The organism is Gordonia sp. OPL2 (genome assembly GCF_003797825.1).
Taxonomy (GTDB): domain Bacteria; phylum Actinomycetota; class Actinomycetes; order Mycobacteriales; family Mycobacteriaceae; genus Gordonia.
Window position 1 is genome coordinate 1 of record NZ_RKME01000043.1, and the last position, 20,486, is coordinate 20,486.

Below are 20,486 nucleotides of genomic sequence, written 5' to 3' on the forward strand. Positions count from 1 at the left end.
GCCGACCCCGGTCCGACCCCGACCCCGATCCGACCATGGTCCGACCCGACCCCGACCCCGCCGACCTCGCCCGCCGAACTCGCCGACCGTGTCCAACATTTCGCCGACTGGGTCCAACATTTCGCCGACCGGGTCCAACATTTCGCCGACTGGGTCCACGAATTCGCCGACCGGGTCCAGAATGCTGCCGACCGTGTCCAGCACGTGCGGCGCGCTCGGCGCGTGGACCCGATGGGCGAGATCCTGGGCCCGATGGGCGAGATCCTGGGCCCGATGGGCGAGATCCTTGGGCCCGATGGGCGAAAATCTGGACCCGATCGATGGCGACGGTGCGAGCCCGTCCGACGACGAACATGCAGGCAAGGGTGGTGCGAGGACGGGATGTGTGGCACACTGTCGCCGTGATCATGAGCTGTCTGGAGTGTTGTCAGGGCTGAGTCCGCTTCTGCGGCCGCCCTCTTTCGACGACCCCCGCTCGATCTCGATCACCTCAGGAATTCTCATGACCGCCGCCCTCGGCACCTCCGCTGTCACCTCTCTCGAAGCTGTCACCTCTCTCGAAGCTGTCACCTCCCTCGAACCGACCGTCGCGCCGGCCACGGACGCACCGCTGTCCGCGCAGGCCGCCGACTACCCGAGTCTCGTCACCGACGGTTGGATCGCCGTCGACGTCCGTAGCCAGCGCAAACGCCAGCTCGATGGCGTTCTGTCGGGCGCGCTCGCGATCGACGCCATCGACGTCCAGACCCGCTTGACGCCCGGTCACGCGGACTCGTTGCGCAGCGCGACGCCCGGCGCCCGCTGGTTGCTGGTCTCCGACGACGGGCACGAGGCCGAGTGGCTGGCGTGGCATCTGCAGGCGCGCGGCGTCGCCGGCGCCGTCTTCGTCGTCGGAGGGTTCCGCGCGCTTCGCCGGGCACGGGTCGCCGGACGGATCAGCGAGCAGGAACTCGCGTCCATCTCCGCCCACTGAGCGCGTCCGACTGGGCCGCGACCGACGCCACGGCCGCATAAGATCGGCGTATGACATCTCCTCCGCGATCAGCGGAGCGCCGCGACGTCATCACCGGTTTCCGACGACGACTCGATGACCTGATACGCGGCGACGACCGGCGCACGGCCACACGATGTCTCGTCTTGCTCGCCGAATCCGGCTCCGGGAAGACCAGCATCCTGCGAGAGGTGACCGCCGACGCCGATGTCGCGATCGGGTGGGCGACCGCGGCCGAATTGTCGTGGCGCGCGCCCTACTCGGTGATCGGGGACGCACTCGGACGCGCCGTGCCCGACACCCTGGGCGCCGAGGCCGACGAGTACTTTCTCACCGCCGTCGACGAGTGGGCCGGAGCAGGTCGGTGCCTGCTGGTGATCGACGACGCCCATCACGCCGACGCCGCGAGCCTGAACGTGCTGCTGTCCGTCGTCGACGCGGCCCGCGACCTGCCTCTGACGATCCTCGTCGCGGCCAGGCCATTGCCGCAGCGCGAGTATCTGACCCGCCTGATGCGTCGCGCCGACGTCGGGGTCATCGGCATCCCGCCGATGGACGCGATGGACCTCGACGTCCTGGTGCATGATCACCACGGCGCCTGGCCCACCGGGCGATTGCAGTCGGCACTTGCGCCCGCGCAGGGTAATCCCCTGCACGCCAAGACAATTCTCGACGACCTCGACCGCGCGGGTGCGTTGATCAGAGTCGGCGATCGACTCGACGTCGCCGACGACGCTGATCCGCTCCCGGCCGCATGGGTGGCGGATTCGATTGCCGCCCGCATCGATTCACTCGAGTCGTCGGCGCACGATCTGGTGGTCAAGCTCGCGCTGTGGGGCGGACCGACCCACCTGGAGGACCTCGCGGCGTTGTCCGCGGTACCCGCCGCCGCGTTGCTCACACCGGCGCAGGCGTTGCTGGGTGCCGGTGTGGCGGAGTTCGACTCGGCCGGTCGACTGGCCACCACGCACGACGCGGTCGCCGAGGTGGTCACCGAGCGCACCCCGTACCCGCTGCGCGCCATCGTGCACCGCGCGATCGCCGAGCGGGTGGGCGGCTCGGATCCCGTGGCACAGGCCTTCCATCTGCGCGCCGCCGGGGCCGACGCGCAGGAGATCGAGGTGGCCGACGACTCCGCTGCGCACATCCTGGCCGCCGTCCCGTCCGTGCGGGCCGATCTGCTGACCGATGCGGTCGACGCCGCTGCGGCGGCCGGCCGGTCGACCCAGCTGCTCTCGCTGGAACGGGTCCTCGCCCTCGCACGGTCCGGCCAGCTCGATCGTGCCGACGAGGCGGCACGCACGGCCCTCGCCGCCGCCGACGACATGGATGTCATCGCCCGGCTCTACCGGATTCGGCTGTTCGTGCTGACCGCTCGCGGCGCCATGGACGAGACCATCGAGACCATCGACTCCCTCGCGGGCGTCGACATGCCCGATCGAAGTCGCCGCGTCCTGACCGATCTCCGCAATTACGTCAACCTCTTCGGCGGACGCGCGCCGCTGCCGACCGAGCCCTACGGGCCCATCGCCGACCTCACCCTCACCGGGCTCGTCGCCGAGGCGTTGCGCAGCTGCCTCGTCGGACACACGCACCAGGCCGTCGAGTACGCGGCCGAGGCATCGCGACGCTTCATGCCCGCCGAACCGGGAGCCGGCGGTGCGGACTCCAGCGAGGGGGCATCGGCCGATCTGTGGCCGCCGTTCGTCGAGCTGTACCACGGTGGCCCCCGCGTGGCGTCGGAGACGATGAACGACACGATCCTGCGCGAACGCGAACGCGGCACCGATTGGCAGACGACCTACCGGCAGCTCATCCAGGCCTCGATCCTCACCCTGCGAGGCCGGTTGTCCGACGCGGCCGCGACCTACGACACCGCCTTCGAGAAGGTCGCCGTCGGCGACGAGGCGGTGCCGTCGCTGGCCATGGGCGGTCGCATCATGATCGACATCGCCCGCGGGGACCTCACGTCGGCCGAACGTCGCGTCGAGGACTGGGAGGCTGGGCGGGTCGGTCACGGCGTCCTCGTCCGACAGTTCGGGCTGCCCGACATCGAGCGGCAGAAGATGCTGATCTTCGAGGCCCGCCGACGACATCGTCCGGCTGCTGCGATGGCGTGGGCCGCGTGGTCGGGCGCGATCGAGCAGCACGCTCTTGCGTGGGCCGCGGCGATCTCGCCGGCCTGCGCCCGCATTGCCATCCGGGCGATGGAACCGTCGCTCCTCGAGCGGATCGCCCACGACCTCGACACCCTCCTGCCCCGGCCGCTCAGTCCTGCCACGGCTGCCCCGGTCCGCCTTGCCACCGCCCTCGCCTCCGCCGACAGCGCCGACCTGGTGACGATCGGCGTCGAGGTGGCAGAGGCCGCCCGGGACCTCGACGACATGTTTCTCGAGGTCGCGGGATGGGAGGAGGCGGCCGTCGCGGCAGCGACCGCCGGTGACCGCGATCGCGCCATCGACCTCGCCCGACGGGCCCTGCAGCGCGCCGAGGACGCCGGCGCCGACGGGCTGCAGACGCGTGTCCTGTCCCGGATGCGCGCCGCTGGGGTGCGGGTGACGACCGCGGGGAAGCGTCGCGCGACCACCGGGTGGGAGAGTCTCACGCCGACCGAATCCCAGGTCACCGAGCTCGTCGCAATGGGCGTGAGCGGACCCGACATCGCCACTCGCCTCTACATGTCGCCGCGGACCGTGCAGACCCACGTCTCCCATGCACTCGCCAAACTCGGCCTGCGAACCCGCGTCGAACTCGCGGCCGCGGCGAGCGCGCGGACATTCGGATGAATCGGCCACCCATCGAGGGACATGTCGACTAGGAACGAGTCATGAGCACACCGACCGTTCCGTGGGACAGCACCATCTTCGACGGCGACTGGGTGCCCGGCGGCGCCGGCACACTCGACGTCACGGCACCGGCCACGGGGGAGGTCCTGGCCGTCGTCGGCGCCGCCGACACCGGCGACCTCGACGCCGCAGTGACCGCCGCGCGTTCCGCGCAACCGGCCTGGGCGGCACGGCCCTACACCGACCGTGCCGCTGTGATGAGCAAGGCCGCGGCACTGCTGTCCGACGACCCGGCACGACTGAGCAGATGGCTCGTGCCGGAGTCCGGATCGGGCCAGGGCAAGGCGGCCTTCGAGGTCGGTCTCGTCGCGAGCGAACTGTCAGAGGCCGCGGGGCTGGCGTCGCAACCGTTCGGCCAGATCCTCCGCAGCCAGAAACCGCGGATGTCGATCGGGCGTCACGTGCCGGTCGGCGTCGTCGGCGTCATCAGTCCGTTCAACTTCCCGGCCATCCTGTCGATGCGGTCGGTCGCCCCCGCGCTCGCGCTGGGCAATGCGGTCATCCTCAAGCCGGACCCCCGTACGCCGATCGCCGGCGGACTCGCGCTCGCCGATCTCTTGGCCGAGGCCGGACTTCCGCCCGGACTGCTGCACGTCCTCCCATCGGGCGCCGACGTCGGATCGGCACTGGTCACCCACGCCGGCGTCGACTGCATCTCGTTCACCGGGTCGACGGCAGCCGGTCGCAGGATCGCCGAGACCGCGGCGCCCCTGCTCAAGAAGATCCACCTCGAACTCGGCGGCAACAACGCGCTGCTCGTGTTGCCGGACGCCGACGTCGAGGCCGCGGCGTCGGCCGGAGCATGGGGGTCCTTCCTGCACCAGGGGCAGATCTGCATGACGGCAGGGCGCCATCTCGTCCCCGCCGCGATGGCCGAGGAGTACACCACCCGGCTCGCCGACAAGGCGCGCAGCATTCCGGTCGGCGACCCCACCGACGCCGACAACGTGCTCGGTCCGATCATCGACCGCCGACAACTCGAGCGCGTCGACGAGATCGTGCAGACGTCGGTGCAGGCCGGCGCGATACTCGCCGCGGGCGGCACGTTCGACGGACTCTGCTACCGGCCGACGGTGCTGGGGTCGGTGCCCGTCGACTCACCCGCGTTCACCCAGGAGATCTTCGGCCCGGTCGCCCCGGTGGCCGCCTACGACACCGTCGACGAGGCCATCGACATCATCAACGCCAGCGAATACGGGCTGTCCGTCGGCATCCTCACCGGCAACGCATTCCGTGCATACGAGTTGGCCGACCGCATCCGGTCGGGCGCCGTGCACATCAACGATCAGACCGTCGACGACGAGGCGGTCGCGCCGTTCGGCGGCACCAAGGCATCGGGGACCGGTGGGCACTTCGGGTCGTCGGTGAATCTGGACACCTTCTGCGACCTGCAGTGGGTCACCATGCAGGCCGACATCGAGAAGTATCCGTTCTGACGACGACATGCGGCCGCCCGCTCGCTGCGTTCCCGGTGCCGAGGTGATGCGGCCCGCTCGCTGCGCTCCCGGCGCCGAGGTGATGCGGCCCGCTCGCTTCGCTCCCGGCGCCGAGGTGATGCGGCCCGCTCGCTGCGCTCCCGCCGCCGAGCTGATGCGATCACCGGCCATCGGGCCACCGTGCCGATTCCGGAAGGGGCGATTCCGATAGGGTCTCACGGGTGAGCAACACCCCCGGCCCCCAGAGTGCAGCGCCTGAATCGACCGACGACAACACCCCGGAGCAACTCCGGATCCGTCGGGAGAAGCGCGATCGCATCCTCGCCGAAGGCCGTGAGGCCTACCCGGTGTCGATCCCGCGGACGCACGCGCTGTCGGAGATCCGGGCCGCACACCCCGACCTGGAGGCCGGGACCGAGACCAGTGAGGTCGTCGGCGTGGCCGGACGCGTCATCTTCCTCCGGAACAAGGGCAAGCTGTGCTTCGCCACGTTGCAGGAGGGCGATGGCACCCAGTTGCAGGCGATGGTCAGCTTCAACGGGGTCGGTGAGGATTCGCTGGCGCGGTGGAAGGCCGAGGTCGACCTCGGTGACATCGTCTACGTACACGGCCAGGTGATCAGCTCCCGGACCGGCGAGCTGTCGGTGATGGCGGACGACTGGGAGATGGCGTCGAAGTCGTTGCGTCCCTTGCCTGTCGCGCACAAGGACATGAACGAGGAGACCCGCGTCCGACAGCGTTATGTCGACCTGATCATGCGGCCGGAGGCGCGTGAGATCGCCCGGCAGCGTATCGCCGTGATCGCCGAACTCCGTGCGGCCCTGGGGGATCGGGGATTCCTCGAAGTCGAGACGCCGATGCTGCAGACACTGCACGGCGGTGCCGCGGCACGTCCGTTCTCCACGCACTCGAACGCATTCGACATCGATCTCTACCTGCGCATCGCGCCGGAGCTGTTCCTCAAGCGCTGTGTCGTCGGCGGCATCGAGCGGGTGTTCGAGATCAACCGCAACTTCCGCAACGAGGGCGCCGACTCGACGCACTCGCCGGAGTTCGCGATGCTGGAGACGTATCAGGCCTACGGGACCTACGACGACGCCGCGGTGATGACTCGCGAACTGGTGCAGGAGGTTTCGCAGAAGGCGCTGGGTACGCTCACGCCGACTATGCCGGACGGCAGCACCTATGATCTCTCCGGCGAGTGGACCTCGTTGTCGATGTACCCGTCGCTGTCGGAGGCGCTGGGGCGCGAGATCGTCCCCGCCGCAGGTGATTCGGGAACCTCGGTCGACGAGCTGCTGACGATCGCGGCGGAGGTCGGCCTGGAGATCCCGAAGGACAAGGGGTACGGCCACGGCAAGCTCGTCGAGGAGCTGTGGGAACACATGGTGGGGCAGCATCTGTCGCAGCCGGTGTTCGTGCGCGACTTCCCGGTCGAGACATCGCCGCTGGTGCGGGCGCACCGGTCGGTTCCCGGCGTCGTCGAGAAGTGGGACCTCTACGTCCGCGGATTCGAATTGGCCACCGGCTACTCCGAACTCGTCGACCCGGTGATCCAGCGTGAACGTTTCGTCGACCAGGCGCGCCTCGCCGCTGCCGGCGACGACGAGGCGATGAAGCTCGACGAGGAGTTCCTCGCCGCGATGGAGTACGGCATGCCGCCGACCGCGGGCACCGGCATGGGCATCGACCGGTTGCTGATGGCCCTCACCGGTCTCGGCATCCGCGAGACGATCCTCTTCCCGCTGGTCAAGCCGCGCACCTGACCTCCGTCTCCCGATTTTGTAGTACGAACACGCGCTTAACGCGAGTCCGTACTACGAATTCACGGTCAGGCGGCCTCGCGCTGACGGATTGTCGCGCGTATCTGGGCGAGGACCCACTGCGGTCGTTGCGTGATGTCGTGCCATGTGAACCTCAAGACGATCCAGCCGTTGGCGATCAGAACGGTTTGACGCTCGCGATCGTGTTGAAATGCCTTCGCATCGCTGTGGAACGACACACCGTCGATCTCGATGTCGATCTTCAGTTCGTCGATTGCGAGGTCCAACACGTACCCGCATGCGTCGACATTGGTTGCCCAGCCCACGATGTCGGAGGTCTTCAGCAGGGCCACCGCTCTGCGCTCGGCCTCGGAACGTGCTCCCTCAGACATCGCCGCGAGCATCGCCCGAGCGCGCGGGGAGCCGCGGCGTCCTGCATTGCGCTTCTGGGCGTCAACGAGGTCGTCGAGGGCGACTCGCTTTCTCAGCAGAGCAGAGTCCATGATCTTCACGCCGTTATCCACGGAGGCGTCGAGAACTGTGAGAGGAACCGCCGTGACCCGGAGTCCGTCGACGACAGTGATGTCGCGCTCGTCGACGGTGCGGTGCCAGACGCGTGCGCCATCGACGGGCCGGCCGCGTCGGCCATGGGGGGCCACCACCGAGATGGTCGACGGCGCTTTGTCGGTCAACCTGTGCCACCACGCAGCGCTCGCCCCACACAAGGCCGCTCCGGGTCCGGCGGACAGGACGGCGATCCTCGCCCTCATTCGGTTGTCGAGCTTGCGGTTCGCCACGCGATAGACACCTCGGGTCTCGCGAATCCACTCGCCGGACCCGACCCGTCGTCGTGCGCCGTCTGCATCGACCCCGCACGCGTGTGCCTGAGCCGAGGTGAAGACGCCGTCGTGCTCGGCGAGCATCGCGCGTAGCGCTGTTTCGTCTGTCATGCACACTTTGACGCTGCCGGTGGTCAATCGGTTCCATCAGAGGTACTCGTCCTCGAGCACACCGGACGGCGTAGTACAGACACGCGGAGAACGCGTGTTCGTACTACAAAATCGAAACGCGGTCAGGACAGCTGACGCTTGAGGATCTTGCCGGCGGCGTTGCGGGGGAAGGCGTCGACGACGACGACCGACCGCGGCACCTTGAAGTTCGCGAGGTGTTCTTTCGCGTAGGCGATGACCGACGCCTCGTCGAGCGTGACGCCATCCCGAACTGTGAGGAACGCCCGCCCGACCTCGCCGAGCCGCTCGTCGGGCACGCCGATCACCGCGGACTCGGTGACACCGTCGAGGCGGGCGAGGGTCTGCTCGACCTCGGCCGGGTACACATTGAACCCGCCGCAGATGTACATGTCCTTGAGTCGGTCCGTGATCGTCAGGTTGCCGCGCTCGTCGATCCGGCCGATGTCGCCGGTGTGCAACCAGCCGTCGGCGTCGATCGTCTCCTTGGTGGCGGTCTCGTCGTCAAGGTAGCCGCGCATCACCATCTTCCCGCGCGCGAGCACCTCGCCCTCCTCCGACAGCGCGATCTCCATCCCTGCGAACGCGCGCCCGCAGGTGTTCGCCACGGTCTCGTCGTCATCGTCGGGGGTGCAGGTCGACACGAAGCCGCTGGCCTCGGTGAGGCCGTAGGCGGTGACGACGGTGTCGACGCCGAGGTCGCTCTGCAGCCGCTCGATGAGCACGACGGGCACGATCGCGGCCCCCGTGACGATGAGTCGCAGCGACGACAGGTCGTGGTCGGCCCGGGCGGGATCGTCGAGGATCGTCTGGAAGATGGTCGGGGCGCCCGGGAACACGGTCGCCTTGCGCCGTTCGGCAAGTGCCATCGCCTCGGTCGGCGAATAGACCGCGAGCGGGATCATCGTCGCGCCGAACAACGTGCACGGGAGGATGCCGGCCTTGTAGCCGAAGGTGTGGAAGTACGGATTCACCATCAGGTAGCGGTCATCCGACGACAGGTGACCGTTGGCGCCCCACGCCTGGGACCCGGACATCGTCTGCTGGTGTTCGGCGAGAACACCTTTCGACTTCCCGGTGGTGCCCGAGGTGAACAGGATGTCGGAGATGTCCTCGGGCGCGACAGCGTCCGCACGCGCGTCCGCCTCGTCGCGGGTCGTCTCCGTTGCCCGCGCGAGGAACTCCGACCACTCGATCGCGATGTCCGGGACCGCCGACGACCCGTCCAGCGTCACGCCGACGACGACCCCGGGCAGCGAGTCGGCGTGGGATTCCACGAGCTCGGCGAGATGGTCGCCCCCGAGGAAGGCGCCCGACACGATCACGGCGCGAGCCGCGGATCGCTCGATGATCTCGACGGCCTCGGTGCTCGTGTACCGCGTGTTCAGGGGCACGAGTGTCGCACCGGCGTAGTGGGTGCCCAGTGCGGCGACCGGCCAGTGATGGCTGTTGGGCGACCAGATCGCGACCCGGTCTCCGGCGGCGATGCCCGAGGCGACCAGGGCGGCGGCGAACGTACGGACTTCTTCGGCGAACTCCGACCACGTCAACTCGACAGTGGGAGGATCGCCCCATTGGTCGTCGACGACGGCCACCCCGTCCGGCCAGGTCTGGGCGGCCCGGCGCAGGGCAGCCGGGGTCGTCAGGATCGGCTCCATGTCCCCAACCTAGCACTTGCTTGGTGAGTTAAGCTAGCGGTCATGACCTCGATCAATCTTGCCGATCGGTCGCTTGACCTCGGCGAATGGGCGCGCTCCACCCCGGACGCCGCCGAGGTGTTCGCGACGGCGGTGCGCGCGTGGCTCGACGAGAACCTCGCCGGCGAGTTCGAGCATCTGAAAGGTCGCGGTGGGCCGGGCAGCGAGCATGAGTTCTTCGCCGAGCGACTCGCCTGGGACCGTCATCTTGCCCGGTCCGGCTGGACCTGCCTCGGTTGGCCGACGCGTCACGGTGGGCGTGGCGCGACTCTCGATCAGCGGATCATCTTCCACCAGGAGTACGCCCGCGCGAACGCGCCGGCGCGCGTCAATCATCTCGGCGAGGAACTACTCGGACCGACCCTGATCGAGTTCGGCACGCAGGCGCAGCAGGAACGCTTTCTGCCCGGGATCGTCGACGTCACGGAACTCTGGGCCCAGGGTTATTCGGAACCCGGAGCCGGATCCGACCTCGCCGGGGTGTCGACGACGGCCACCCTCGACGGCGACACGTGGATCCTGAACGGGCAGAAGGTCTGGACATCGCTCGCGCACGTCGCCCAGTGGTGCTTCGTCATCTGCCGCACCGAGAAGGGCTCTTCTCGTCACAAGGGGCTGAGCTTCCTACTGGTGCCGCTGGATCAGCCCGGTGTCACCGTACGACCGATCCAACAGCTCACCGGCACATCCGAATTCAACGAAGTGTTCTTCGACGACGCGGTGACCGACGCCGACCTGATCGTCGGTGAACCCGGCGACGGGTGGAAGGTCGCGATGGGTCTGCTGCAATTCGAGCGCGGCGTGTCCACGCTGGGACAGCAGGTCGGCTTCGAGCGTGAACTCGACAACCTGACGACGATCGCGCGGCGCAACGGCGCGACGGACAACCCCGAGATCGCATCCCGTCTGACGCGTGCCCGCATCGGACTCAAGGTGATGCGTGCGCACGCGCAGCGCACCCTGGCCGGTGACATCGTCTCCGGCGGCGGTAGCGCGAGCGGACCGTTCGACGCACAGGCGGGCTCCGCGTCGGTCGCGAAACTGTTGTGGGCGAACTGGCATCGGGACCTCGGTGAGCTGGCCATGGCCGTCGTCGGCGCGCCGTCGCTGCTCGGTCCCGCACAGACCGTCGAAGGCGTCGCGAACGACATCACCGACCCCGACAACGTCGAACTGGACGAATGGCAGCGGCTGTTCCTGTTCACCCGCGCCGACACGATCTACGGCGGCTCGAACGAGGTGCAGCGCAACATCATCGCCGAGCGCGTGCTCGGCCTACCGCGAGAGGCCCGACAGTGACCGAAACGACGATCTCCCAGCAGCGTTCACCGCTCGCCACGCCCCCGGAGGAGACCCCGGGACACGGTCTACTCCTCGGCCGCAAGGTGGTCGTCACCGCCGCCGCGGGGACCGGGATCGGTTTCGCCACCGCGCGCCGCGCGCTGCTCGAGGGGGCAGACGTCGTGATCAGCGACTGGCACGAGCGGCGGCTGGGGGAGGCGCAGGAGCGGCTCGCGGCCGAGTTCGCCGATCAGACTGTCGGCCAGATCGTCTGCAACGTACAGGAATCCGCCGACGTCGACGCACTGATCTCGTCGGCCGCAAGCGAGCTCGGTCGGATCGACGTGCTCGTCAACAACGCCGGTCTCGGCGGCGAGGCGCCGGTGGCCGACATGACCGACGAGGAGTGGGATCGGGTCATCGACATCACCCTCAACGGCACCTTCCGCGCGACCCGTGCCGCACTGCGCTACTTCCGCGGGGTCGAGCACGGTGGGGTCATCGTGAACAACGCGTCAGTACTCGGCTGGCGTGCCCAGCGCGGGCAGGCCCACTACGCGGCGGCGAAGGCCGGGGTCATGGCGCTGACCCGATGCTCGGCGATCGAGGCCGCCGATGTCGGCGTCCGGATCAACGCGGTGGCGCCGTCGATCGCCAAACACCCGTTCCTCGCGAAGGTCACCAGCGACGACCTCCTCGACGAGCTGGCCTCACGAGAGGCCTACGGCCGCGCCGCCGAGGTCTGGGAGGTCGCCGCCACCATCGCCATGCTCGCCAGCGACTACACCACCTACCTGACCGGCGAGGTCGTCTCGATCTCCAGCCAGCGTGCCTGACAACAGAATTGGAGCACTGACCATGTCCACACCACAGGCCTACATCGTCGACGCCGTGCGCACCCCGGTGGGCAAGCGCAACGGCTCGCTCGCCAAAACCCATCCCGCCGACCTCGGCGCGCACGTCATCTCGTCGATCATCGACCGCACCGGGATCGACCCGAACGTCGTCGACGACGTGGTGTTCGGGTGTGTCGACGCGATCGGTCCGCAGGCCGGCAACATCGCCCGGACCGCGTGGCTGACCGCCGGACTGCCGCTCGACGTCCCGGGCACCACCGTCGACCGGCAGTGCGGGTCGTCGCAGCAGGCCATCCACTTCGCCGCCCAGGGTGTGATGAGCGGGACGCAGGACGTCGTCGTCGCCGGTGGTGTGCAGAACATGAGCGCGATCCCGATCTCGCAGGCGATGATCGCCGGCCAGGAGTTCGGGTTCACCACGCCCACTGCGGAATCGACCGGGTGGCGCGAACGGTTCGGGGACGCCTCGATCTCCCAGTTCAACGGCGCCGACATGATGGCCACGAGGTGGGACATCAGTCGTGAGGACATGGAGCGCTGGGCGCTGCAGTCCCACGAGCGTGCGCGGGCGGCGATCGCCGAGGGGCGCTTCGACAAGGAGAACGTCGCGATCGGGGATTGTGTCGTCGACGAATGCCCGCGCGAGACGTCAATGGAGAAGATGGCCGGATTGTCGCCCCTCGCCGAAGGATCCCGGCTGACGGCGGCGGTCGCGTCGCAGATCTCAGACGGTGCGTCGGCGACGCTGGTGGTGTCCGAACAGGCGCTCAAGGAGTACGGACTGACTCCGCGGGCCCGGATTCACCACATGTCGGTGCGCGGCGACGACCCGGTCATGATGCTGTCGGCGCCCATCCCCGCGACGGCGTATGCGCTGCGGAAGTCGGGCCTGTCGATCGACGACATCGATGTCGTCGAGATCAACGAGGCCTTCGCGTCGGTTGTGCTGGCCTGGCTCAAGGAGACCGGCGCAGACCCGGCGAAGGTCAATCGCAATGGCGGCGCCATCGCCCTCGGCCACCCGCTCGGCGCGACCGGCGCCAAACTGTTCGCGACCCTGCTGAACGAGCTCGAGCGCACCGGCGGCCGATACGGACTGCAGACGATGTGCGAGGGCGGCGGCACCGCGAACGTGACGATCATCGAGCGCCTGAGCTGAGGGCGCCGGCGCCCGGCAACCCCTCATCTGAAAACGGGTGTCGCCAGAACGGTGTGATCTGACGCATACTATGGTGGAACAAACATGCGCATTCGTTTCACGATGCGCATGGCCATCGGTACGAGTCGGAGGATCGGATGACCAAACCAGCAGAGGTGAACACTGCGGCGACCGGCCGCGTGTCGTCGGAAGCCCACACCATGACCGAACTGCTGGAGATCCAGCGGGCCGCGTTCCTGCGTGACGGCATCCCGGATGCCGCGACGCGGATCGACCGCATCACCAGACTGTCCTCGCTGCTGCTCGACAATGCCGACGAGATCGCGGAGGCGCTCGAGGCCGACTTCGGCAGCCGTCCGCGTGAGCTGTCGATCGCGGCCGATGTCGTCGGCTGCATGATCGACCTCACCCACCAGCGGCGGCACGCCGAGAAGTGGATGAAGGAGGTCAACGTCGCCAAGGGGCAGGGGCTGGCCGGCTTCAAACAGCGTCTGCGGCACGACCCGCTCGGCGTCGTCGGCATCATGGGCCCCTGGAACTTTCCGTTGCAGCTCACCTTCGTGCCGGCCGGTTCGGCCTTCGCGGCGGGCAATCGGGTGCTGATGCGTCCGTCGTCGATCACCGCCCGCACGACCGACGTGATCGCCAAGCACGCCCCCGATTACTTCACCGTCGAGGAATTCGCGGTGATCACCAGCAAGCACGGATCGGGATCGGACTTCGCGAAGCTGAAGGTCGACCACATGTTCTTCACCGGCTCGCCCGAGGTGGGTGCATCGGTCGCGGTCGAGGCGGCAAAGAACCTCGTGCCGGTCACCCTCGAACTCGGCGGCAAGAACCCGGCGGTCGTCGACGCCGACGCCGACATCGACAAGGCCGCGAAGTTCCTCGCCGATGCGCGCATGGTCAACGGCGGCCAGGTGTGCTTGTGCCCCGACTACGTCTTCGTGCCGGAGGCCAAGGTCGGCGAGTTCACCGACAAGGTCATCGCGCGGTGGAAGGACAAGTTCGCGACGATCCGCTCCAACCGCGAGTACACCGCGACGATCAACGAGAAGAACTTCACTCGCATCGTCGATCTGATCGACGACGCCGAGAAGCTCGGTGCGACCAAGCATCAGGTGATCCCCGCAGGCGAGTCGCTGCCGGACGCCGACACCCGCAAGATCCCGCCGACCCTGCTCACCGGTGTCAAGGCCGGCATGAAGATCGAAGAGGACGAGGTCTTCGGACCGGTGCTGACGGTGTACCCGTACCGCAAGTTGTCCGAGGTGATCAGCCACATCACCAGCCACCCGCATCCGCTGACCATGTACTGGTCCGGCGACGACAATGACAACCTGAAGACCCTCGCCGACAGCACCCGCAGCGGATCGATCAACGCCAACGACTTCGCCACGCACCTGTTCAGCGGTGGCCTGCCGTTCGGTGGCGTCGGCAAGAGTGGGATGGGTAACTACCACGGCAAGTTCGGTTTCGAGACGTTCAGCCACGCGCGCGCGGTCACCGTGTCGACCCTGCCGCTGTCGGTCGCGGAGATGATGTCGCCACCGTTCACCGCCCGTGACAAGAAGATGACGAACAGCCAGCTCAAGCTCTGGACCCGACTCAACAACCGGGCGATCAAGAAGCTCAAGCGTCGCTGATGCGACACTGATCGCACACCGACACCCCTTGGCCGGGCTCGCATCACCGCGGGCCCGGCCAAGCGCTTGCTAGGGTGGACCAATGGCACCACGCGGCTCCGTCACCGGCACCACCAGGCGCGATGAGCTCCTGGCGACAGCGGGAAGGATGTTCGCCGAGCAGGGCCTGAGGTCGACGACCGTGCGGGACATCGCGGATGCGGCGGGCATCCTGTCGGGCAGTCTCTATCACCACTTCGATTCCAAGGAATCGATGGTCGACGAGATCCTGCGCAGCTTCCTCGACGACCTCTTCGCCCGCTACCGCGAGATCGCGGGGTCCGGGCTGAGCGCCGCGGAAACCCTGCGTGGACTGGTCGTCGCCTCATTCGAGTCCATCGATGCGCAGCGGAACGCCGTCGCCATCTACCAGGACGAGGCGAAGCGTCTCGCGGGGCAGGAGCGCTTCGCCTACATCGACGAACTCAACACCGAGTTCCGCCAGCTCTGGCACGCCGTGCTGCGACGCGGTGTCGACGACGGTGAGTTTCGTGCGGACCTCGACGTCGAACTCGCCTACCGGTTCCTGCGCGACACGGTGTGGGTTGCAGTCCGCTGGTATCGGCCCGGGGGTGCGCTCGCCGCCGACGACATTGCGCGCCAGTACCTCTCGATCGTGCTCGACGGCATCCTGCCGCGCTGAGACGCTCAGATCACGCCGAGTGACAACATCGCGTCCGCCACGTGCGTGAAGCCGGCGATGTTCGCACCGACCACGTAATCGCCTGGCGTGCCGTACTCCTCCGCAGTCGCCAGGCAGGTCTCGTGGATCGACCTCATGATCTCGGCCAGTCGGTTCTCCGTGTAGTCGAAGTCCCAGGAGTCGCGGGAGGCGTTCTGCTGCATCTCGAGTGCGCTCGTCGCGACTCCTCCGGCATTCGCGGCTTTCCCAGGAGCGAAGCGCACTCCGGAGGCGGCGAATGTGCGTACCGCGTCCGGTGTGCATGGCATGTTCGCGCCCTCGGCGACGACCGTGCATCCCCCGGCGACCAGTGCCTTGGCGTCGAGCTCGTCGAGTTCGTTCTGCGTCGCACACGGCACTGCGATGTCGGTGGGGATCTGCCAGATGGTGCCGTCGGTGATCAGGCGAGCCGAGGCGTGGCGTTCGGCCACGTAGTCCGCAACGCGTCCGCGTCGGGAGTTCTTGATCTCCTTGAGGAGTTCGACGTCGATCCCGGCGTCGTCGATGACATGGCCCGACGAATCGGAGCAGGCGATCACGCGGCCGCCGAGTTGCTGGATCTTCTCGATGGCGTGGATGGCGACGTTGCCGGAACCGGAGACGATCGCGGTCTTGCCCTCGAGGGAGTCGCCCGCGGCGGCCAGCATCTCGGCGACGAAGAACGCCACGCCATAGCCGGTCGCCTCGGTGCGAACCTGGGATCCGCCCCAGGACAACCCCTTACCGGTCAGGACCCCCGATTCGTATCGATTTGTGATCCGCTTGTACTGACCGAAGAGGTAACCGATCTCGCGACCGCCGACCCCGATGTCGCCGGCGGGCACATCGGTGTGTTCACCGAGGTGTCGGTACAACTCGGTCATGAACGACTGACAGAAGCGCATCACCTCGCCGTCCGACCGGCCTTTCGGGTCGAAGTCCGAGCCGCCCTTGCCTCCCCCGATCGGGAGTCCGGTGAGCGCGTTCTTGAAGATCTGTTCGAAGCCCAGGAACTTGACCACTCCGAGGTAGACGCTGGGGTGAAAACGTAACCCGCCCTTGAATGGTCCGAGCGCCGAGTTGAATTCGACCCGGAAGCCGCGGTTGATCTGCACGACGCCGTGATCGTCGACCCATGGGACACGGAAGATGATCTGACGTTCGGGTTCGCAGAGTCGGGTGAGGATGCCGGCATCGGTGTACTGCGGGTTCTTCCGGAGCACCGGTGTCAGACTCTCGAAGACCTCGCGAACCGCTTGATGGAACTCCGCCTCGCCGGGATTGCGCGCAACCACCCGCCGATAGAGTTCCTCGACCTGGCTGTCCATCGCTGCCATCTCCTGCACCGACCTCTCGTTCGTCATGACGTGCTGTCTGTCCGAATCAAGCGCGGACGTCCCGAGCCTATCGATCGACAGGAATGGGCTTCCGCGTGGGAGACGGCAAGTTAGGGGACCCTTGCCTTGTGGCGAGCGACAGCGTTATCGTACGTGTATGACAACCGGTGTCGAGCTCGACGAGCGCGCAGAAGTACAGTCGGACCCGCCATCGGGGGAAGTGACGCCGGACGCGCGGGTCGAGGCACGGCAGCAGGCCGCTGCCCTGCGGTCACTGCTCCACCCCGTCCGCACACGAATCCGGATCGCACAGATCCTGCAGATCATCGCGTCGGCGGCGACCGTCGTCCCGTTCATCGGGATCGTCGAACTGGGCAGGACGCTTCTCTCCGACGGTCCGGTCGACAGCGGTCGCGTCTGGGTCATCGTGTGGGTGGTGACCGCCGGACTCGGCGCCCGCGCCTTCTTCAGTGGGCTGGCGCTGGCGGTGACCCATTTCGCCGACGTCGACCTGCAGGCCATCCTGCGGCGCCGCATCACCGCGAAACTCAGTCGGCTGCCACTGGGATGGTTCACCCGAACGACCTCGGGACAGGTCCGCAAGGCGACTCAGCATGACGTCGGCGAACTGCACTATCTCGTCGCACACGCCGACGTCGAGACGACGGCAGCAGCGGCGACGCCGCTGTTCGCGCTGATCTACTGCTTCGTGCTGGATTGGCGTCTCGGTCTGCTCGCCATCGCGACCCTGCCGCTCTACGCCGTTGCCTACGCGTGGATGGTCAAGGACAGCACCGAGCAGATGGCGAAGATGAACGCGGCGCTCGCGCGGATCAGCAGCACCATCGTCGAATTCGTGTCCGGCGTGGCGGTGGTGAAGACCTTCGGACAGACCGGCCGCGCGCACAAGGCGTTCGTCGATGCGGCCGACGAGTTCAACGACGACTTCGCCGGCTACGTCGGACCGATGCTGCGCATCGAAGCGCTGTCGATGCTCATGCTCTCGGCGCCGCTGGTGTTGCTGGTGAACCTCGCCGGGGGTTACTGGTTCGTGCGATCCGGCTGGGTGGAACCGATCGAGGTACTGGGCTCGACCCTCGTGGCCCTCATCCTGCCCGCGACACTGCTCACCGTCAGCATGGCGATGTACAGCCGGCGTGAAGCGGCCGCCGCAGCACAACGGCTCGTCGACCTGTTCGACCTGCCCGAACTCGAGGTCGCCGAGAAGCCAGCGATGCCACAGGGGAACACGGTCGAGTTCCGGGGTGTCTCGTTCGCCTACCCCGGTGACGACGACGCCGCGGAGGTGCGGGCCCTGGAGTCGGTGTCCGCGACGCTTCATCCGGGTACCGTGACCGCCCTGGTTGGACCATCCGGTAGCGGAAAGTCCACGCTGGCAACGCTTCTCCCGCGTTTCGCCGATCCCGACGAAGGTAACGTCACGATCGGCGGTGCCGACGTGCGCGACATCGCCCCGGAGGAGCTCTACCGACACGTCGGATTCGTATTGCAGGACGTCGCGCTGATGGGCGTCAGCATCGCCGACAACATCCGGCTCGGCCGGCCGGATGCCGGTCTCGACGAGGTCATCGCGGCGGCCCGGGCGGCCAACATCGATGAACGTATCCGTCAGCTGCCCACCGGCTACGACGCGATCGCCGGTGTGGATGCGCATCTCTCAGGTGGTGAGGCACAGCGGATCAGCATAGCCCGGGCGCTGCTCTCCGACGCCCCGATCCTGGTACTGGACGAGGCAACGGCCTTCGCCGATCCCGATTCCGAGGCCCAGATCCAAGAGGCCGTCGCTCGACTCGTAGTCGGACGCACGGTTCTTGTCATCGCCCACCGGCTGGGCTCGATCACCCACGCCGACAACATCATCGTTCTCGATCGGGGGCGGGTCGTCGAGACCGGACAACATGCTGATCTGGCCGCGGGCGACGGGCTGTACGCGTCCATGTGGCAGGCATACCTCGGTGGGACATCCCGCCGGGACGACGAGATCGCCGGAAAGGGCGTGGCCGAATGATCAAGGGATATCTGATGATTCTCGGGACCGAGCGGTCCCGAATGATCGTCTATCTGATCTGGGCGGCCGTCTTCGGTGTGGCGCAGGGACTCTCCATGATCCTGTTGGTGCCGATCGCCCGGGAGCTGTTCGACGGTGATCTCACCTCCGCCGGACGGTGGTTGCTCGTCCTCGTACCCGTCGTCGCGTTCTGTGCGGTGACGTTCTATGTGCAGTCGATCAAGTCGATGCGGATGGCCGTGTTCACCATGCGGACATTGCATCACCGGCTGGGCGATCACCTGGTGACCCTCCCGTTGGGCTGGTTCAGTCGCGAGAAGGTGGGATCGGTCTCCCAGGTCGCGGTGAAGGGCACGATGTTCGTCGGCAGCGCAGGTGCACACCTGATCACGCCGGTCGTCACCAACCTCATCAGTTCGATCACCGTCGTCGTCGGCGTTCTGATCATCGACTGGCGGATCGGGATCGTCGCGGTCGCCGGCGCCGCCGTCCTGTGGGCTGTCGGTGGGCTGTCGAGCCGCATGATCGCCGAGGCCGAGACGCGCAATCACACCGCCGCCGTCGAGGTCAACAACCGAGGGCTCGAGTTCGCGCGCCATCAACCGGTTCTGCGTGCGTTCGGCAGAGCGGGGGACCGGTACCAGCCACTCGATGACGCCCTCACCGGACAGCACCGGGTGGGCCGTCAGGTGATGTGGCGGTCGGTGCTCGGCATCATGCTCAACGGCCTCGCCGTGCAGCTCGTGTTCACCGCGATCATCGTCGTCGGCGCGTGGCTGGCGGTCACCGGGCGGATCGAGGCCGCGTTGCTCGTCGCCGTGATAGGGCTAGCCGCACGGTTCACCGACCCGATCGCCGAGTTGGCGTTGCTCGGCTCGTCGTTGCGGATGGCGACCGCGGAGATCGACCGTATCGCGGCGATTCTCGACACCGCCGCCATGCCGCAGCCCGATCGTCCGACCACGATCACCGCACCCGGCCTCGTCGAGGTCGACCACGTCGGCTTCTCCTACGAGGGTGAGGCGGCGCGACGTGTGCTCGCCGACGTCGACTTCCGGTTGCCCGCCGGATCGATGACCGCACTCGTCGGGCCGTCGGGAGCCGGCAAGACAACGGTCACACGTCTCATCGCCCGCTTCTACGACGTCGACTCCGGCGCCGTACGGGTCGGCGGCGCCGACGTCCGCGAACTCGACCCGGCGACGCTGATGGATCAACTGTCGCTGGTGTTCCAGGACGTGTACCTGTTCGACGACACCCTGTGGGGCAACATCCGCATCGGGCGTCCCGACGCCACCGACGACGACATCCGGGCGGCGGCGGCGACAGCCGGCGTGACGTCCATCGTGGACCGACTCCCGGACGGATGGCGGACCCGGGTCGGTGAGGGTGGCTCGGCGTTGTCCGGCGGTGAGCGGCAACGGGTCTCGATTGCGCGGGCGCTGCTGAAGAACGCGCCGATCGTGCTGTTCGACGAGGCGACGAGCGCGCTGGATCCGGAGAACGAGGCGCATGTCGCGGCGTCGATCCGCGCCCTGGCCGAGCACAGTACCGTGCTCGTGATCGCCCACAAGCTGTCGACGGTGGTGGCGGCCGATCAGATCGTGGTCCTCGACGATGCCGGCCACGTCGACGACATCGGCACGCACGATGAACTCCTCGTCCGTGGTGGTCGATACACCGACTTCTGGGATCAGCGAAACGCCGCGGCCGGATGGACGATGGTGTCCGCCGGGAGTTGAGGCCATCGGCGATTGATACTGTGACCCGCACAAC

15 protein-coding genes are annotated in these 20,486 nt (G+C 67.6%); 12 read left to right on the plus strand and 3 right to left on the minus strand.

Annotated features, from left to right (window positions below):
- The 5 genes from EEB19_RS26780 to lysS all read left to right on the plus strand — a co-directional run.
- Positions 1-405 (plus strand): hypothetical protein (locus tag EEB19_RS26780; RefSeq protein WP_222929975.1); only part of this gene is annotated, 405 nt, incomplete at its 5' end.
- A 97-nt stretch (positions 406-502) separates the two neighbouring features.
- Positions 503-973 carry a rhodanese-like domain-containing protein gene (locus EEB19_RS24935; RefSeq protein WP_187590015.1) on the plus strand — a complete coding sequence of 157 codons (471 nt, stop codon included), beginning with the start codon at positions 503-505 and terminating at the stop codon, positions 971-973.
- 50 nt (positions 974-1,023) lie between these two features.
- A complete protein-coding gene (locus EEB19_RS24940) occupies positions 1,024-3,777 on the plus strand; it encodes a helix-turn-helix transcriptional regulator (protein ID WP_187590016.1) in 2,754 nt (917 codons plus the stop codon).
- Between the two features lie 41 nt (positions 3,778-3,818).
- Positions 3,819-5,273 carry an aldehyde dehydrogenase family protein gene (locus tag EEB19_RS24945; protein WP_187590017.1) on the plus strand — a complete coding sequence of 485 codons (1,455 nt, stop codon included), beginning with the start codon at positions 3,819-3,821 and terminating at the stop codon, positions 5,271-5,273.
- 221 nt (positions 5,274-5,494) lie between these two features.
- The gene (lysS, locus tag EEB19_RS24950; protein WP_187590018.1) at positions 5,495-7,039 is read left to right on the plus strand and encodes a lysine--tRNA ligase; all 1,545 of its coding nucleotides are present in this window, start codon (positions 5,495-5,497) and stop codon (positions 7,037-7,039) included.
- A 65-nt stretch (positions 7,040-7,104) separates the two neighbouring features.
- Here the strand turns inward: lysS and EEB19_RS24955 are convergent, their stop codons facing one another.
- Both EEB19_RS24955 and EEB19_RS24960 read right to left on the minus strand, forming a co-directional pair.
- A complete protein-coding gene (locus EEB19_RS24955) occupies positions 7,105-7,986 on the minus strand; it encodes a DUF559 domain-containing protein (protein WP_187590019.1) in 882 nt (293 codons plus the stop codon).
- A gap of 122 nt (positions 7,987-8,108) precedes the next feature.
- Positions 8,109-9,662: a FadD3 family acyl-CoA ligase gene (locus EEB19_RS24960; RefSeq protein WP_187590020.1), complete on the minus strand. Its 1,554-nt coding sequence runs from the start codon at positions 9,660-9,662 to the stop codon at positions 8,109-8,111.
- A gap of 42 nt (positions 9,663-9,704) precedes the next feature.
- Between EEB19_RS24960 and EEB19_RS24965 the strand changes: the two genes are divergently transcribed.
- The 5 genes from EEB19_RS24965 to EEB19_RS24985 all read left to right on the plus strand — a co-directional run bounded on the left by EEB19_RS24965 (position 9,705) and on the right by EEB19_RS24985 (position 15,326).
- Positions 9,705-11,000 carry an acyl-CoA dehydrogenase family protein gene (locus EEB19_RS24965; protein ID WP_187590021.1) on the plus strand — a complete coding sequence of 432 codons (1,296 nt, stop codon included), beginning with the start codon at positions 9,705-9,707 and terminating at the stop codon, positions 10,998-11,000.
- Positions 10,997-11,818 carry an SDR family oxidoreductase gene (locus tag EEB19_RS24970; RefSeq protein WP_187590022.1) on the plus strand — a complete coding sequence of 274 codons (822 nt, stop codon included), beginning with the start codon at positions 10,997-10,999 and terminating at the stop codon, positions 11,816-11,818. Before EEB19_RS24965 ends, EEB19_RS24970 begins: the two co-directional genes overlap by 4 nt.
- A gap of 22 nt (positions 11,819-11,840) precedes the next feature.
- Positions 11,841-12,998, plus strand: coding sequence for an acetyl-CoA C-acetyltransferase (locus EEB19_RS24975; protein ID WP_187590023.1), 1,158 nt, complete (start codon positions 11,841-11,843; stop codon positions 12,996-12,998).
- Positions 12,999-13,135: 137 nt separating this feature from the next.
- Positions 13,136-14,644 (plus strand): aldehyde dehydrogenase family protein, encoded by a 1,509-nt coding sequence (locus EEB19_RS24980; RefSeq protein ID WP_187590024.1) that lies wholly within the window; start codon positions 13,136-13,138, stop codon positions 14,642-14,644.
- Positions 14,645-14,726: 82 nt separating this feature from the next.
- Positions 14,727-15,326, plus strand: a complete 600-nt coding sequence (locus EEB19_RS24985) for a TetR/AcrR family transcriptional regulator (RefSeq protein WP_187590025.1) — start codon at positions 14,727-14,729, stop codon at positions 15,324-15,326.
- Positions 15,327-15,331: 5 nt separating this feature from the next.
- Here EEB19_RS24985 and gdhA read toward each other — a convergent pair whose 3' ends face one another.
- The gene (gene gdhA, locus EEB19_RS24990; protein ID WP_187590037.1) at positions 15,332-16,681 is read right to left on the minus strand and encodes an NADP-specific glutamate dehydrogenase; all 1,350 of its coding nucleotides are present in this window, start codon (positions 16,679-16,681) and stop codon (positions 15,332-15,334) included.
- Between the two features lie 157 nt (positions 16,682-16,838).
- Here gdhA and EEB19_RS24995 point away from each other — a divergent pair, with 157 nt between their 5' ends.
- On the plus strand, positions 16,839-18,710 hold the full coding sequence (locus EEB19_RS24995) for an ABC transporter ATP-binding protein (RefSeq protein WP_187590026.1): 1,872 nt from the start codon (positions 16,839-16,841) through the stop codon (positions 18,708-18,710).
- The gene (locus EEB19_RS25000; RefSeq protein ID WP_187590027.1) at positions 18,707-20,452 is read left to right on the plus strand and encodes an ABC transporter ATP-binding protein; all 1,746 of its coding nucleotides are present in this window, start codon (positions 18,707-18,709) and stop codon (positions 20,450-20,452) included. Before EEB19_RS24995 ends, EEB19_RS25000 begins: the two co-directional genes overlap by 4 nt.
- Positions 20,453-20,486 lie beyond the last annotated feature (34 nt).